Here is a 14,803-nt window from a genome sequence, read left to right on the forward strand (position 1 = left end):
CTTGTGCATGGTACCATGTTTGCCTGGGGGCGTTCGCCCGAGCGGTCGGGTGAGGAGGAGGTAGACCATGCGCAAGCTAGGGGTGGCTATGGGGATGGCGGCGGCGGCGCTGATGACCGCGCCACGACCCGCTGAGGCGTGCGGCGGATTCTTTTGCGGACGACAGCCGGTGGACCAGACCGCGGAGCGGATCTTGTTCGCGACGAATCAGGATGGCTCGGTCACGATGGTGACGCAGATCCAGTATGCGGGCGCGGCGCCGGACTTCGCCTGGGTGGTCCCGCTGGCCGAGGTGCCGGCGGTGGACAGCCTCGCTGTGTTCCCGCAGCTTGCGCTCACCGCCCTTGATACAGCGACAGGTCCGCAGTTCCAGTGGCCCAACGACCCGAACTGCTACCCTGCCTTCCCCGAGGCAACCGCAGGGGGCGGGTCCACTTCAGGCGGCACCGACGACGGCGACGTCGCGGTGCACATCCGGGAAGAGGTCGGGCCGTACGACGTGGCCGTGGTCGAGTCGACCGATCCCACGGCGCTCATCGACTGGCTTCGCGACAACAACTTCCGCGTCAACGACGCGATGGCGCCGTACATCGGCATCTATACGAGCGAGGGGATGAAGTTCCTCGCGCTGCGGCTCAAGCCGGACGCCGAGGTCACCGACATCCAGCCGTTCCGCTTCACGCTTCCGTCGGGGTCGCCGTCGATCCCGATCCGGTTGACGGCGATCGCGGCCGAGCCGGAGATGGGGATCACCGTGATGATCCTCGGCGACCGGCGCTATGGGCCGGCCAACTGGACGGACGTCGAGATCGACGACGACCAGATCGTCTGGAGCGCGAACCAGTGGCCGGTGCAGACGAACTGGACGGCGCTCGTCGCGCGCAGCGTCGATGAGGCCGGCGGTCGCGGCTTCGTCACGGAGATGAGCGGACCGACGATCGGCATCGCCGACCAGGTCCGCAACACGATGAGCTCGGACGAGCAGCAGGTGGCCGCCCGCGACGCGCTGCTGCCGCTCCTGGAGGGCAACACGACCATCACCCGGCTCTATACCCGCCTGTCGCCCGAGGAGATGACCGTCGATCCGATCTTTCGGCGCACCGACGGTCCCGTGGTGTCGAACACCCACCTGCTCCCGCGCTACGTCGATGACCGCGACCTGTGCGTGGGCGCTCCCGGCGCCGAGGCTGCCGGCGCCGCGTCGCCGTGCGACTTCGCGGCGTGCGGCGCAGGCGGCCTGTGCCGCGTCGTCGAGGGCGCAGACGGCGCCCAGCCCGTCGCAGCCTGCGCGTGCGTGCCCGGGACGACCGCGCGCACGACGTTCGATCCGTCGGGCCGGCCGACGGTGACCTGCCAGGACCTCCGCATGTCGTTCCTCAACCCCGGTGACCGGGCGCTACCTGACGCGCCGCCGCTCGCGGATCCTTGTGCGACGTTCGATTGCGGCGCGAACGGCGAGTGCGTGCCCATGAACATGACGCCGACCTGCCGCTGTTCGACCGGCTATGTGGCGGTAGGCGCGATCGCCGCCGACGGCAGCCGCGCGACGACCTGCGTGCTTCCCGACGAGCCCGTCCCGGCGTCCTTCTACGACCGGCGCGTCCCGCAGCTGCCCGATTCGCTGCCGGGTGGTCGACCCGTCGATGTGCCGCCCCCCGCCGTCGTGGCCGCCTCTGGAGGCTGCAACGCCGGCGGTCATGCTGGCAGCGCCGTCGGCCTCAGCGGCGCGCTGCTCGGCCTGCTGGTGGCCGTGCGCCGCCGCCGGCGCTCGTAGGAGTCCGCGCCGTGGCCTGCTCGACCTTCGCCGCCGGCCTCGCCGTGCTCCTCGCGCTCGCTCCTGGCTGCGCCGGCGGGGACGAGCCGCCGGCGCAGGGAGTCGCCGAGCTCGGCACCGGCGAGTGGCAGTTCGAGCCGCTGGCCGACGGCCAGGAAGTCGAGCTCGCCCACGGCGCGCAGGGCGGCTGGCACGTGTGGACCAGCCTTCGTACGCTCGGCGTCGAGCCCGAGGGCGTCCAGCTCGAGGTCACGACGACCGTGATCGACGATCCGTCCTCGGCGACGACCAGCCGGGGGAGGATCGTGCTCACGGAGCTCGAGGACGGCCGGTGCGAGTTCATCGGATGGCCGGCCGTGCTTCGCGAGCCAGCTTGTGCCATCGGTCTACCGCTCCGGATCAGGGGGGTGGTGACCGACGCGCGAGGCGCGGTTGCGACCGCCGAGCGGCTGGTGCGCCCTCGATGGGACAGCGACGAGGCCTGTGCTGGGCGGCCGTAGCACCCGAAATCCACATCGCCAGCCTGGTCCAGCAGATCCATGTCAGAGCGAGTGAACGACCCAGATGGCTGGCTCCTCATAACGCCCGCGCCGACCCTGGACGTACACGGGGGCAAGGCCGCCGGGGATCTCGAACGAGCGCTCGGAAGGCAAGATAGGCCTGCCGAGCCAGACCTCCCAGAAATCGAGCTCCAGGTCGACCACGAGGGCGCAACGAGGAGTCCCGGCGATCCGGCCCCCAACGCGGAGATGCGTTCGGACCCACGGGTCGGTGGGCAAGCCGTCCTCGCGGGCGCGATCGAGGAACTCCTCGATGTCGATGCCTGGGCAGGATGCCTTGGACGGGGGGCGCACCGGGGCGAGCACGCCGGCGAGGCCCGATCGCCTCGCCAGGGCCTTGAAGCCGGCGAGCACGAGCGCGCTCACGCCCTGGCCGCGGAACAGCGGCGACACCGAGGCGGTGAAGGCGCCCAAGTGGGTTGGCGGCTCGCCGTCGCGGACCGCCTTCGCACGGAGGACCTGCCACTTCCAGCCGCTGTCGGGCAGCGCCGCCAGATCGTCGCTCCGCACGGCGATCGGCGCCGCGTTGCCGACCGCGGCCAGGCGCCCCGTCGCTCTCTCGACGAGGCCGAACGTGAACGCGGGGGTTTCCCGGATGATCTCCAGATAGGCGTCCTCGACGTCGTTGGAGTAGATGAACGGCGTCGCGGCCCACGCCTGCGCGACGAGGACATCCATCAGGGCGCCGAGGTCCGCGCGCTCTGCGCGCGTGAACATGTCGAAGCGGTCGCTCACCGCTCCAGGCGGAGCATCGTGGGTCATGCGAAGTCGTTCAGCTCGGCGAACGCCGTAGTCACGTCCAAGGAGGGGCGCAACGCCCACGACGAGCGGAGCAAATCCGCCATGGATTGTCAAGCGAGCGCCATGGTTCCAACGTCAAGCCGCGACGCAGAATCGTTCGTTCGCGCCGACGTGCTCCAACGCGTGATGGTTACCCTCGCCGAGGTATCTTTGACGCGGAGAGCCCGTCTCGAGCGAGTCGCTCGAGGCGAAGCGGCGGAGACCGCTCACGGTGGAGCTCGACGGCTTCAATGTGCAAGCTGCGGTACGGATCGAGGGATGGGCCGATGAGGGGCGGGAGCGGCTCGTGAGGTACTGTGCCCGCCTCGGGGGGTGCGTCCTGCGAAAGTCGGGCTAGGGGTACGTGCCGAACGCCCACCATTCGGTCGCCATGTTGTCGTCGGTGATGATCGGGTCATCCTGCGTCCGCAGCAGGATTGACTCCCGGCCTTCCCAGGTGGGCCCGCCGCGCCAGTCCTGTTCTTTCAGCAGATCGAGCTGCGCGGCGCTGCTGCCGGCGGGCAGCACGGGACGACCGTCGATACGCCACGCGTCGAGCTTCCTCTCGAAGCGCGCGTGGTCGATGGTAATCGGACCGTCGCTCGCGATCAGCATGTTCTGGTAGCGGAGGGCGTTGGGGAATACGGTCGCCCCGGTCTTCTGAGCCGCGGTGGACATGGTGGTGTTGTAGTAGAGCGCGCCGCCCAGCTTCAGGTGCCGGCGGGACAGATCCATCATCTCTCGGGAGAGCAACATCGAGGCATACGAGCGCCAGTACACGATTGTGTTCTCGACGATGACGTCGAAGCGCCGCGAGGTCCGCCCCAGGTAGCGCCGGCCATCATCGATGAGGAGCTCCACCTTCGGGTTGTCCAGCGCGCTCGCGACGACGGGCGCGCGCCGCGCCGCCTCGACGAACCCGGGGTTGATCTCGACCACGGTGAGGCGCTCGACGTCGGGGTCGTTCGCCAGCACCTGAAGCCAGGAGCCGGACCCGAGGCCGATCATGAGGATGTCGCGCGGCTGGGGATGGAACGCGGACACCAGATAGGCCCGCAGCACCCGGTTCTCGTCCTTTTCCGGCAGCGGGCTGACGTTGGTGATGCCCTCGTAAGATCCGCCGCCGTACACCGTGCCCGACCGGGAGACCGTGACGACGCCTTCGCGACGCTCGATGACGTGGGCGAAGCGACCGTGTTCGCGGTGTTCCTCCCCGTAAAGGAGCTTCTCGTAGAGGTCGCCGTAGAGCGTCGGCGCCGACCCCACGAAGGACGCGATGGCGGCGACCAAGATGGCGCCGCTGAACACGCGCGAGCGCGCCGTCGTCGACGCTGAGAGCATGAGCATCGCGCCGATCGCGGCGCCCGCGATCGCGAGGGCCACGTTGAGCTCGCGCAGAGGCAAGACATCCAGCAGCACGAGGCCGGTGACCAGGCTGCCCAGCGTCGAGCCCACGATGTTGCCGACGTAGACGTAGGACAGCCGCGCGCCGGCCAGCTCGTCCGCGCGGATCCCGAAGTGGCACAGGAGCGGGAACCCCGCGCCGAGGCAGGTGCTGGCGAGCGCGAAGACAGGCAGCGTCGAGGCCGGCTCCACACCGCGGCCGACCAGGTGCGCGACGACGGGGGCCACGAGGAAGGCCGCGAGCGCCCCGGCGAAGATCACCCCGCCCACCCGGTAAAGCTGTCCGGAGCGCTCCACCGCCGTGCTCCGGCAGTAGCGACCGGCGAGGAGCGATCCGCCGGCCAGACCGGCGAGGTAGGCCGCGAGCAGAAAGCCGAAGGCGTCCGGAGCGCCTTCGACCGTAAAGCCGTAGATCCGGACCCAGAGGACCTCGTGCGAGAGCGCGAGATAGCCGCCGAGCGTGGCGCCGAGGACGGCAACGAGGAGCCTCATGGCTCGCCGCGACGCCCACGGCGCAGAACCATCACGAGCACACCGAGAAATACGTTGAGCGCCGCGGCAACCTCCGCCGTGGCCCGGAGGCCCAGCCCGCCCAGCAGGTAGCGCGCCGCCAGAATGGCACCGAACGCCGCGCCCAGCGTGTTGGTGAAGTACAGGTTACCTAGCGAGCGACCGACGTTACGCGATCGCGACGCGGCGTGCGCGACCAGGAGGGGGAGTGTGGCTCCCATCAGCATGGCCGGGAGCGCCACGAGCAGGAAGGCCACCCCACCCGTGGCGACATGGCCAATGCCGTGCGTGACCTCTGCAATGAGGGCGAAGAGGCGAAGGCTGAAGGCGCCGTAGAGGCCTATCCCGAGCTCGGAGAGCGCAAACAGCGTCACCGCAGCTTGCGGGTACCGGCGCGAAAGCGCCCCACCCGCGAGGCTCCCGAGGCCGAGACCGAGCATGAACGCGGTGACGACGATCGTGACCGACAGGATGTCGACGCCGTAGATCGCGTAGAGCGCGCGCTGCCAGACGACCTGATACACCAGCGCTGCCGAGCCCGAGAGGAAGAACACCGGGAAGAGCCAGGGCTCCATGGCTTGCGCCTTCAGCTGCTCAGCGGCTGGCGGGGCGAGCTTGGTCGAGAGGGTCTGCGAAGGCATGCTTGCTCTCCCACACGGAGCTAGCGGACGCGGGCGCGCCGGTACTCTCCCGGTGTCGTTCCCGTCCAGCGACGGAAGCTGCGGTAGAAATGGCGCGGCTCGCCATAGCCGAGCAGGAACGCGATCTCCTGGAGCGCGAGGTCAGGCCGGCGAACGAGATCGAGCGCCTTCCCCCGCCGCGCCTCGTCGAGCTGCGCCGTGAACGAGGTGCCGATGTCCTTGAGCGCGCGCTGGAGCGAGCGCGTGCTCATGCCCAGCGAGCGCGCGACCCCCTCCTGGTCCACGTCGCCGCGATCGAGCCGCTCGTCGATGCGGGCGCGCACGCGCGCGTCGAGCGTCGCGGCGCTGGCGGGCGCCGCGCGCGCGGCGAGGAGCTGCTCGGCGTGGCGAACGAGGTAATCGCGGACCGACGGGTCCGCGCCGACCACGGGCGCGTCGAGCACGCGCGCATCGTAGACGAGGCCCGTCGCGCCCGCCTCGAAGCGGGCGGGGGCCCCGATCGCCTCCTCGTAGAGCGACGGCGGGTGCCGGCGAGGATGGCGGAACAGCGCCTCGATCGGCCTCGCCGAGCCGCCGAGGTAGAGCGCGATGAAGCGCGCGAGCGTCGCGACCATCATCTCGATCGGCTCGGCCATGGCGACGACGCGCGGCTCGTGCTCGAGCGCGAGCCGCGCGACCCCGCCGTGCTCCTCGAGGAGGATGCGGAGGTACGGGTCCATCAGCCGGCAGAAGCGGCCATAGACGGCGACGCCCTGCCGCACGGTCTCGCTGTGGCGAAGGACGTGCCCCACGATGCCGACGACCGAAACCGGGATGCAGCGCGCATAAAGCAGCCCGAGAGGCTCGCCGGGGAGGCGCTGGAGAAGGAGCTCCCAGAGCGAGAAGAGCGATGCATACGGCACGAGCTCGTCGGGCGCGGTAAGGATCTCGGGCGCGACGCCGGCCGCCTGAAGGAGATCCTCCTGCGGGACTCCGCACGACGAGGCGAAGGCGATGAGCCCGGCAGGCATGGATGCGAACACGAGATCGCCGTCGGACATGGCCTGCGCCGAGGATAGCGCAGCCGCCCGGGGGCTCAGCGCCGATCCCGCCGAGCCCCCGGGCGGCTGCGGGTCCCCGAGGCACCCGCCGCCTCGCTGTCCAGGGCTGGTCGAGCGTCCGGGGCACGGCGCGCCGGGCCGTCGTCCTGGGCAAAGGACTCCCTGTCGCCGGAATCCTTCATGCTCGATGGGGTGGGGACACCGGGAGACCCGACGTAACCGATCTAACCGAGGTCACCGCCCGCGCCTCGGTTCGCGATCGCTCGACCGATTGCATGGAATCCAGCTTGAACGAGCGCTCCGGCTCGTGGCATCCTTGCCATGCACGCAAAGGGGGGACGATGGCGGTGCATCACATCGCGCTGGCGACCAGCGATCTGGTCGCCACACACCGGTTTTATACCCGGGCCATGGGGTTCCGTCTCGTGAAGGTCATCGCGGTGCCTTACGAGGGCAGCCGCGATGGGGGCTGGGCGAGGCACGCCCTGTATCGGACCAGCGAGCCCGATGGTCCGCTGCTCGCATTCTGGGATGTGCACGAAGAGACGGTGCGGGGGCGCTTCAGGACGGATCTCTCGACAGGGCTCGGGCTGCCGGTGTGGATGAACCACCTGGCTTTCAGCGCCCCGACGGGTGAGCTCTACGGTCGGATGCTCGCGCGATGGCTCTCGCACGGCCTCGAGGTGACCGAGAGAGATCACGAGTTCTGCCGCTCGATCTGCACGATCGATCCCAACGGCATCATGGTCGAGTTCTGCCAGACCCTCCGGGCCTTCTCGGCCGAGGAGGTCGCCGACGCGGAGCGCTCGCTCTTCGATCCCATGCCGCCGCTCGAGCTGCCGCGACCCTCGGTCGTCCACCGGTCGCAGGTGGGGTGATGCGCCTGCGCGCGACCAGGCCGGTGATTGCGCCCCATCGTCACGGCATGTGCGGCGCGTGGGACGGCGAGATCGCGTGCTGCGATGTGGCTCAGGGCGCTGCCGGCGCCCCTTCCCGGCAGGGCGCCACCCGATCTGCGCCGCCGAAGAACTCTCCCGAGAGCAGCGACCACGCCCGCGCGTTCTCCGGCGGGCCGCACTTGAACGGCGCCTTCGAGAGCCGCTTGCCGCGGAGCGCCGCGCGCTGCTCGCGGTAGTAGCGGATCGCCAGCTCGGCGGCGTACTCCACGACGCCGTTTCCTGGCTGGAACGAGTAATACGTGCCGCCCTTCACGATGGTCTCGTTCGGCGAGTACGGCGTGAGGCAGGAGATCCTCGTCCCGCAGCGCGCGACGATGCCGTCGTAGATCGGCGAGAGCGCCGCCTGGGACCACCCGCCGTGCGCGACGTCGTTCAGGTGGAAGAGCTCGTGGAAGAGCGTCTCCCGCACGTCGTCCGCGGAGCGGTGGAGCGAGCCGGAGAGGTTGTATGCGACCGTCCAGCCCGAGGCATAGGCGGAAGGCGTCCGCGCCCGCACGGACCGGAAGTACCGGAGCGCGAGGGCGCGATGTCGGTAGCGCACGGGTGAGCTGGCCGCGCCCGCGAGATCCGCGACGAAGGCGTCGAAGTCGGCGATCGCCGACACCGTCCACTCGAGGTGGCGGCGCTCGGCGCGCACCGGCAGCTCCGGGACGAGGTGGAGCATGCCGCGGTAACCGCCGTCCATCATGTGCTCCCGCTCCAGCCCGGCGACGCTGCCGTTCTGGTCGAAGAGCGCGGTTGCGCTCGCCGAGGCCTGCGGGTCGCCTTGGTAGCGGAGCGCGAGCAGGCAGCGGATGCGCTCGTGCCCGGGGCCGGGCGCGGCCACGGTCCCGGCGTTCCGGTGCCGGCAGGCGTCGATGGCGTCTCGGTGGGCGGCGGCGTCGTCCGGGAACAGGATGGCCTCGGCTTCGTCCGCCGAGATGGCAGGGGCCGGCTCGGTTCGGGCGGGGGAGGGCGCGGCGCCCTGCGCGCCATCGGCCTGCGCTCCCCCCGCGGACGCCGCGCCGGCAGGCTCAGGGCCTCCCGGGCCTGAAGGCGCGCTGGCTGTCGCGAGGACCGGAGAGCTCGGCGGCGCCGCGGCCTTGCCGGCGGCGCCCGGGGGGCCGGGGCTCGCGGGGGCACACGCCGCGACGAGCAGCGGCAACGCGAGGGTCAATACGGCGGCGAGCGGCGGTGTTGCCCCGGGGCGCATCCTGCCAGGATGCCAGAACTTGGTGCGGCGATCATCCAACGATGTCCGTCGGGGCAGGGGAGGACCCCAGCGATGCGCAACGGGTCCTCTGCGACGCGAGCGCTACCCTACCCACGCGCGTGCCGCAGCCGCATGCGGATAAGCCTGCTCCCGGAGCGACGTGGCCCCGATGCGGGCCTTCTACGGCACCACCACGGTATCGTTCGTCTGCAGCGGCAGATCCCCGCGGAGATCGCCTTTCCCGACGACCTCATCGAACACGAACGGAATCCTGCGCTCGCCGATCGCGTCGCGCCGGACGATCACCACCTCGTCGGGGTCGGCGAAGCGCGTGAATCCGCCCGCGAGGGCGAGCGCCTGGAGCACGGTGATCTGCCCCCTCGGCGTGAACTCGCCAGGACGCGACACCTCGCCCATCACGTAGACCCGGTAGCTGTGGAGCTCCGCCACCTCGACGCTGACGACCGGCTTCTCATGATAGAATTTGGCGGCCTGCGTCGCGATGTCCTCGGCGATGCCCATGACGGTGCGCCCCGACGCCAGGACGTCGCCGATGAGCGGGATCGTGATGAACCCGTCGGGTCGCACCGTGACGCGCTGGCTCAGCGCCTCGTTCTTCCAGGCGCGCACCTCCAGCACGTCGCCGGGGCCGACGGCATAGGCGCTCGTCGCGCGGCGCTCCGCATCGAAGTCGACCCGCGGGGCGCGCGCGCCGCAGCCCGGGAGCGCCATGAGGACCGTGAGCGCAGAGCAGAGCAGGGCAATCCGGACACAGCGGGAGCACATGCGGTTTCCAGCCTCCTTGATGCGATGGCGCTCCAGCAAGCGCCGATCCCGCGGCCGCGCTCCACGCCTGCTCCTCGCGCGCGCACTGGCGCTCTTCCCGCGTGCCGCTCGGACCCGCGGTGCTAGATCCGTCGCGCGGAAGGGGGGAATGCGCGCCGCGCCTCATCGCGCCCGCGCAGGGCGCCTCCGCGCGGCCGCCACGACGGCGCGGCGCGGGCCGCCTGTGCGCGGCGCGCGCCACGCGGACGGCGCGCCACACCATGGCAGCGTGGGTCGTGTGCGCGCTGTGCGCGCTCGTCATCATCAAGCCGCAGGAGTTCATCCCCGCGCTCGCGGGGATTCCGCTCGTGCACGCGGCGTTCGGGATCACCCTTCTCTGCGTCGCCCTCGACGTCGTGTGGCGGCGGCTCAAGCCGACGCTCGCGCCTCAGGTCGTCTATGCGCTCGCGTTCCTCGCCTGGGCGGCGCTGACCACCGCGCTGAAGCGCCCGGCCGCGCTCGAGGAGCGCGGCATGCAGCTCGCGACCGTCGCGGGCATCTTCGTCGCCGTCGCCGTCGCCGCGGCCTCGCCGCGAGGGCTGCGCGCGCTCGCGATCACGCTCGTCGGCTGCGCCGTCCTCACGACCGTGGTCGCGATCGTGCAAGCGTTCCAGCCGCACGGCTGCATGATCGCCGCGCCCGATGACTGGGAAGGCAAGGGCGAGCTCGAGCCGGATGGACGCCCCTGCGAGACCAACCTCGACTGCCGCATCGAGGCGCCCGTGCCCGACGGGAACTACCGATGCGAGCGTCCGGGGCCGCTCGGCACGTCGACCATCGACGGCCGCGTCCGCTACCGCGGCTCGCTCGCCGATCCCAACGAGCTCTCGCTGATGGCCGGCATGTCGATCCCGCTTGCGATCGCGCTCGCGGAGCGGCGCGCCCGCCCGCGCCGGCCGCGCAGGCCCGTCCGTGGGGGCCCGCCCCCGTCGGCCGGCGCGCCGCCCTGCGCGCCGCGCCGCGCGCTGACGCTGCCCGTCCTGCTCACGGATCGGCTGATCTCGCGCGTGGCCGCGGCGCTCCGCGCGCTTCCCGTGACGGCGATCATCGCGGCGATCGGCGCGATGGTCGTCCTGTCGCGCTCGCGCTCGGGCGTCATCGTGTACCTGGTGGTCCTCGGCCTCAGCTTCATCCGGCGGAGCGGGACGCTCGGCGTCATCGCCGCCTGCTTCATCGGGCCGCCCATGCTCCTGCTCGGCGGCCGGAGCGGCGATGAGGCGAGCGAGAGCTCGGACGAGCGCGTCGAGCTGCTCCGGGAAGCGTTCGAGCTGATCCGCCGGACCAAGGGGATCGGCGTCGGCGCAGGGCAGTTCGGCGACGAGTCGTCGCTCGGCTTGACCGCCCACAACTCCTATCTCCTCGCCGCGGCCGAGACGGGCCTGCTCGGGATGTGCCTGTTCGCGCTCGTCCTGTACGCGTCGCTCAAGGTACCGCTGTCGATCTGGCTGGGCGACGTCGAGGTCGGCCCCACGGCGAGGCGGTTCGCGCCGGCGATCTTCGTGAGCCTGTGCGGCGCGCTGATCGGGATCTTCTTCCTCTCGTGGGCCTACAAGGACATCCTCTACATGGTGCTCGGCGCCTCCGCCGCGCTCTACGGCGCCGCGCGGGCCGAGGACAGCCGCGTCGTGGTGCGCGTGTCCGGGAGGGAGGTCGCGCTCGTGTGCGGCGGGATGGTCGTGGTGCTCGTGCTGCTCAACGTCCTGCTCCGGTTCCTCGGGTGAGGGCGCGCGCGAGCGCGGGGCGCCCCTGGGCCGTCCGCGGCGCGGCCTCGCAGGTCGTCTGACGGGAGCGCCCTGGAATGGTGGTACGCTGGGCGGGATGTCGGCTTCCATCCGCAAGCCCGTCGACCCCGCCGCGGTGCAGTACGCCGGCAACTGGCGCAAGGACTTCGTGGACAACGTCGTGCGCTATGCGACCCTCGGGATCCGTGAGTACTTCATCTACGACATCCCGCGCGGCCACCTCAAAGGTCACCGGTTGCCGCTCATGGGCGAGCGGCGCTACGAGAGCATCCCCTCGCGCGCCGGGCGGTACCGATCGGAGGTCCTCGATCTGGATCTCGCGGTGGAGGCAGGGCGTCTCCGTTTTTACGCGGATACCGCCGAGCTGGTCACCGCCAGCGAGCTGGTGGGCAAGCTCGAAGGGATGATCGAGGCCGCCGAGGCCCGCATCGAGCAGGAGCAGGCGAGGGCGGAGCAGGAGCAGGCGCGCGCGGAGCAGGCAGTGGGGCGGCTGTCGGCGGCGATCCTGATGCTGCTGGACGTGCGCCGCATCCCGGCGAGCGAGGAGGCGAGGGGCCGGATCCTCGGCGAGACGGACGTGGACGTTTTGGGACGCTGGCTCCAGCGCGCGGCGACCGCGGCGGCGGTGGAGGAGCTGTTCTTGAGTTGACCGGCCGCTGACGGAAGCCGGACCGGCGCTCCGGTCAGCGTGATTTCCTGGAGATGGTCCATTCTCGGAATGGAACTGGCGACCTTCAGGCGAGCGACGCGGCATCAGGGAGCCACGTACGACGCATTCAGCGCCATCCGGATCTCGGGTGTGTGCGCAGGCGCGAGATGCCTCTCCAGCAGGAGGCGCGCCCATTCTGAATGGCGTGACCGGTTGCACGACGCCGTTGCCACGCGCATCGCCTCGTGGTCTTTTGAGGATACCGTGTCTTCCCTCGCCCAGCAGATCGCCGCGCTCCCTGGCCCTCTCCTCGCTCGCCTCCGGGCTCGCGGGTTCGACCCCGATCGCGTCGCCCGGTGGGCCGCGTCCATCGGCAAGGACCGGGACGCCCGCAACCGCCTCCAGGGCACGGTCGAGCCGCCCGTGCCCGGCGATATCGCCGACCTGCCCGCCGAGGGCACGCCCGAGCACGCCCGCTGCCGCGAGGCGGGCCTGGCCGCGCTGCGCCGGGGCGAGGTCGCCCTCTGCGTCCTCGCCGGCGGGATGGCCACCCGGATGGGCGGCGTGGTCAAGGCGCTCGTCGAGGTGCTGCCTGGTCGGACCTTCCTCGATCTGCGCCTCGCCGAGAGCGATCACCTCCGGCGCACGACGGGGGTCCCGGTCCCGCTGTGGCTGATGACCAGCGAGGCGACGAACGGACCGATCCGCGAGGCGCTCGGCGCGCGCCTCGACGAGCCGGGCGATCTCTGCGCCACGTTCGAGCAGCACGTCTCGCTGCGCCTGACCCCGGAAGGCGGGCTGTTCCTGGACGAGGCGGGCGAGCCGAGCGTCTACGCCACCGGCCACGGCGACCTCCCGGACGCCCTCCGCGAGAGCGGCCTCCTCGGCCGTTTCATCGCCCGCGGCGGGAAGATCGTCTGGATCGCCAACCTCGACAACCTCGGCGCGACCGTCGATCCGGTCCTCCTGGGCTGGCACCTCGGCCACGGCGGGCCCCTCTCCGTCGAGGTGGTCGACAAGGGCGGCGACAAGGGCGGCGGGCCGCTGCGGTGGAACGGACGACCGGTGATGGCGGAGGACTTCCGGCTGCCGGTCGATTTCGATCCGAAGGTCGTGCCCGTCTTCAACACCAACACCTTCCTGGCGAGCGCCGAGGCGCTCGACGCCCTCGCGCTGGACTGGATCTACGTGGAGGTCGAGAAGAAGGTGGACGACCGCAAGGCGATCCAGTTCGAGCGCATCCTGAACGAGGTCACCTTCGGCCTGCCGGCCCGGTTCGTTCGCGTGCCGCGCGAGGGCCTCGCGGCGCGGTTCCTCCCCGTCAAGGACGTCGAGGAGCTGGAGCGGCGGCGGCCGGCGATCGAGGCGATCGCCCGCGCGCGCGGCTTCCTCGGCTGAGCCGAGGGGCACAGGCCGCGGCGCGCGGTCGACGACCGAGGGGGCCAGTCATCGTGATAACGACGCGCGCAGCGGAGAAGCGCCCGAGTGCGCGCCGGCGGACGGGAGGATTGGATATGGCAGATGCGCAGACTGTCTCTCTGGACGCGGCGACGCCAGCGGACGCCGTGATCCTGTCCAATCTTCTCGAGCTGTACATCCACGATCTCAGCGATGTGTTCCCCGGTATCGAGCTGGGGCAGGACGGGCGCTTCGGCTATCCCAAGCTCCCTCTCTACTGGTCGGAGCGGGAGCGGCGGTTCGCGTTCCTCATTCGATGCGGCGGGCGCGTCGCCGGGTTCGTCCTGGCGACGCGCGGTTCGCCGGCGGTGGAGGACCCGGACACCCTCGATGTGGCGGAGTTCTTCGTCCTTCGCCGCTATCGCCGCTCCGGCGTGGGCCGCCAGGCGGCGTGCCTCCTGTGGAACGATCTTCCCGGGAAGTGGACCGTGCGCGTCGCCGAGGGGAACCGGGGCGCTCTGGCGTTCTGGCGCGGCGTCGTCGCGGAGTTCACGAGCGGCGCCGTGACGGAGCTCGTGCGTCCCGGCCAGCCGAACGCCTGGCGGGTGTTCTGCTTCGAGAGCGTGCCTGAGCGCGTCGGGCCCTGATTCCACGGGCGGCGCGGATCACGGGCGCCGGCCGGCGCGCCCCTCCGGATCTTCGCCGAGCAGCTCCTCGATCTCGGCCGCCGCCTTGTCGAGCACCTTCACGGTGCGCGCGAGCACGGACGGCGTGATGCGCCCCCGGCGCATCGCGTGGCGCAGCATCTTCATGAGCGAGCCGATGCGCTTCATGACGTCGCCGAAATCCTCGGCGAATCGCTCCCACGAGGTCTCGACGAAGCGCTCGTAGAACTCGTCGACGTACTCGCGGTTCGCCTTGAGGTCCTCGCGGCCCGCGTCGGTGATCTCGTAGATCTTGCGCCCCTCGGCCTCGATGACGCGCGCGTGGCCGAGCTCCTCGAGCATCTGCAGCGTCGGATAGATGACGCCGGGGCTCGGACGGTAGGTGTCGCCGCTGCGCTGCTCGATCGCCTGGATGACCTCGTAGCCATGGCGAGCTCGCTCGGCGAGCACGTCGAGGACGAGGTAGCGCACGCCGCCGCGATCGGCGCGGAGCGGCGGCCCTCCAAACCAGTCGCCCCACCAGCCCGGCGGGCCGCCGCCCATGCCGTGCCGACCCCTCCCGAACGGACCCCCCCTCGGCCCTCGCGGGCCTGCGCAGTGATGGTGTTCGTATCCCCAGAACATAGACAAAATCCCTCTCTGGCTCGGCGGCGGACCGCCACGG

At 71.0% G+C, this 14,803-nt stretch carries 14 protein-coding genes; 7 read left to right on the forward strand and 7 right to left on the reverse strand.

Features of this window, described 5'->3' with window-relative positions; genetic code table 11:
* The first annotated feature begins 67 nt into the window (after positions 1 to 67).
* Positions 68 to 1,774 (forward strand): DUF2330 domain-containing protein, encoded by a 1,707-nt coding sequence (locus tag POL72_RS26160; RefSeq protein ID WP_272098294.1) that lies wholly within the window; start codon positions 68 to 70, stop codon positions 1,772 to 1,774.
* A gap of 11 nt (positions 1,775 to 1,785) precedes the next feature.
* A complete protein-coding gene (locus POL72_RS26165) occupies positions 1,786 to 2,274 on the forward strand; it encodes a hypothetical protein (protein ID WP_272098295.1) in 489 nt (162 codons plus the stop codon).
* A 42-nt stretch (positions 2,275 to 2,316) separates the two neighbouring features.
* Here POL72_RS26165 and POL72_RS26170 read toward each other — a convergent pair whose 3' ends face one another.
* The 4 genes from POL72_RS26170 to POL72_RS26185 all read right to left on the reverse strand — a co-directional run bounded on the left by POL72_RS26170 (position 2,317) and on the right by POL72_RS26185 (position 6,709).
* Positions 2,317 to 3,096 carry a hypothetical protein gene (locus POL72_RS26170; protein WP_272098296.1) on the reverse strand — a complete coding sequence of 260 codons (780 nt, stop codon included), beginning with the start codon at positions 3,094 to 3,096 and terminating at the stop codon, positions 2,317 to 2,319.
* Positions 3,097 to 3,468: 372 nt separating this feature from the next.
* Complete coding sequence (locus POL72_RS26175) at positions 3,469 to 5,010, reverse strand: spermine/spermidine synthase domain-containing protein (protein WP_272098297.1); 1,542 nt, start codon at positions 5,008 to 5,010, stop codon at positions 3,469 to 3,471.
* Positions 5,007 to 5,669, reverse strand: a complete 663-nt coding sequence (locus POL72_RS26180; RefSeq protein ID WP_272098298.1) for a spermidine synthase family protein — start codon at positions 5,667 to 5,669, stop codon at positions 5,007 to 5,009. Before POL72_RS26180 ends, POL72_RS26175 begins: the two co-directional genes overlap by 4 nt.
* Before the next feature lie 20 nt (positions 5,670 to 5,689).
* Positions 5,690 to 6,709, reverse strand: coding sequence for an AraC family transcriptional regulator (locus tag POL72_RS26185; RefSeq protein ID WP_272098299.1), 1,020 nt, complete (start codon positions 6,707 to 6,709; stop codon positions 5,690 to 5,692).
* A gap of 341 nt (positions 6,710 to 7,050) precedes the next feature.
* Between POL72_RS26185 and POL72_RS26190 the strand changes: the two genes are divergently transcribed.
* Complete coding sequence (locus tag POL72_RS26190; protein WP_272098300.1) at positions 7,051 to 7,587, forward strand: VOC family protein; 537 nt, start codon at positions 7,051 to 7,053, stop codon at positions 7,585 to 7,587.
* A 91-nt stretch (positions 7,588 to 7,678) separates the two neighbouring features.
* Here the strand turns inward: POL72_RS26190 and POL72_RS26195 are convergent, their stop codons facing one another.
* Both POL72_RS26195 and POL72_RS26200 read right to left on the reverse strand, forming a co-directional pair.
* Positions 7,679 to 8,860 (reverse strand): hypothetical protein, encoded by a 1,182-nt coding sequence (locus tag POL72_RS26195; protein ID WP_272098301.1) that lies wholly within the window; start codon positions 8,858 to 8,860, stop codon positions 7,679 to 7,681.
* A gap of 180 nt (positions 8,861 to 9,040) precedes the next feature.
* The gene (locus tag POL72_RS26200; protein WP_272098302.1) at positions 9,041 to 9,646 is read right to left on the reverse strand and encodes a polysaccharide biosynthesis/export family protein; all 606 of its coding nucleotides are present in this window, start codon (positions 9,644 to 9,646) and stop codon (positions 9,041 to 9,043) included.
* A gap of 260 nt (positions 9,647 to 9,906) precedes the next feature.
* On the opposite strand from POL72_RS26200, the gene POL72_RS26205 reads away from it, so the two are divergent.
* The 4 genes from POL72_RS26205 to POL72_RS26220 all read left to right on the forward strand — a co-directional run bounded on the left by POL72_RS26205 (position 9,907) and on the right by POL72_RS26220 (position 14,121).
* Positions 9,907 to 11,406 carry an O-antigen ligase family protein gene (locus POL72_RS26205; protein ID WP_272098303.1) on the forward strand — a complete coding sequence of 500 codons (1,500 nt, stop codon included), beginning with the start codon at positions 9,907 to 9,909 and terminating at the stop codon, positions 11,404 to 11,406.
* Between the two features lie 97 nt (positions 11,407 to 11,503).
* Entirely contained in the window at positions 11,504 to 12,076 is a 573-nt protein-coding gene (locus POL72_RS26210; RefSeq protein WP_272098304.1) for a hypothetical protein, read from the forward strand.
* 264 nt (positions 12,077 to 12,340) lie between these two features.
* On the forward strand, positions 12,341 to 13,474 hold the full coding sequence (locus POL72_RS26215; protein WP_272098305.1) for a UTP--glucose-1-phosphate uridylyltransferase: 1,134 nt from the start codon (positions 12,341 to 12,343) through the stop codon (positions 13,472 to 13,474).
* A gap of 116 nt (positions 13,475 to 13,590) precedes the next feature.
* Complete coding sequence (locus POL72_RS26220) at positions 13,591 to 14,121, forward strand: GNAT family N-acetyltransferase (protein WP_272098306.1); 531 nt, start codon at positions 13,591 to 13,593, stop codon at positions 14,119 to 14,121.
* 18 nt (positions 14,122 to 14,139) lie between these two features.
* On the opposite strand, the gene POL72_RS26225 is transcribed toward POL72_RS26220, so the two are convergent.
* A complete protein-coding gene (locus tag POL72_RS26225; protein ID WP_272098307.1) occupies positions 14,140 to 14,682 on the reverse strand; it encodes a PadR family transcriptional regulator in 543 nt (180 codons plus the stop codon).
* Positions 14,683 to 14,803 lie beyond the last annotated feature (121 nt).

It is taken from the genome of Sorangium aterium (assembly GCF_028368935.1).
GTDB lineage: Bacteria > Myxococcota_A > Polyangia > Polyangiales > Polyangiaceae > Sorangium > Sorangium atrum.

What these genes read in the sequence shown, in the direction of transcription:
- POL72_RS26160 (WP_272098294.1), top strand. Translation starts at nt 68, where the DNA reads ATGCGCAAGCTAGGGGTGGCTATGGGGATGGCGGCGGCGGCGCTGATG.
- POL72_RS26170 (WP_272098296.1), bottom strand. Translation starts at nt 3,096, where the DNA reads ATGACCCACGATGCTCCGCCTGGAGCGGTGAGCGACCGCTTCGACATG.
- POL72_RS26175 (WP_272098297.1), bottom strand. Translation starts at nt 5,010, where the DNA reads ATGAGGCTCCTCGTTGCCGTCCTCGGCGCCACGCTCGGCGGCTATCTC.
- POL72_RS26180 (WP_272098298.1), bottom strand. Translation starts at nt 5,669, where the DNA reads ATGCCTTCGCAGACCCTCTCGACCAAGCTCGCCCCGCCAGCCGCTGAG.
- POL72_RS26185 (WP_272098299.1), bottom strand. Translation starts at nt 6,709, where the DNA reads ATGTCCGACGGCGATCTCGTGTTCGCATCCATGCCTGCCGGGCTCATC.
- POL72_RS26190 (WP_272098300.1), top strand. Translation starts at nt 7,051, where the DNA reads ATGGCGGTGCATCACATCGCGCTGGCGACCAGCGATCTGGTCGCCACA.
- POL72_RS26195 (WP_272098301.1), bottom strand. Translation starts at nt 8,860, where the DNA reads ATGCGCCCCGGGGCAACACCGCCGCTCGCCGCCGTATTGACCCTCGCG.
- POL72_RS26200 (WP_272098302.1), bottom strand. Translation starts at nt 9,646, where the DNA reads ATGTGCTCCCGCTGTGTCCGGATTGCCCTGCTCTGCTCTGCGCTCACG.
- POL72_RS26205 (WP_272098303.1), top strand. Translation starts at nt 9,907, where the DNA reads ATGGCAGCGTGGGTCGTGTGCGCGCTGTGCGCGCTCGTCATCATCAAG.
- POL72_RS26210 (WP_272098304.1), top strand. Translation starts at nt 11,504, where the DNA reads ATGTCGGCTTCCATCCGCAAGCCCGTCGACCCCGCCGCGGTGCAGTAC.
- POL72_RS26220 (WP_272098306.1), top strand. Translation starts at nt 13,591, where the DNA reads ATGGCAGATGCGCAGACTGTCTCTCTGGACGCGGCGACGCCAGCGGAC.
- POL72_RS26225 (WP_272098307.1), bottom strand. Translation starts at nt 14,682, where the DNA reads ATGGGCGGCGGCCCGCCGGGCTGGTGGGGCGACTGGTTTGGAGGGCCG.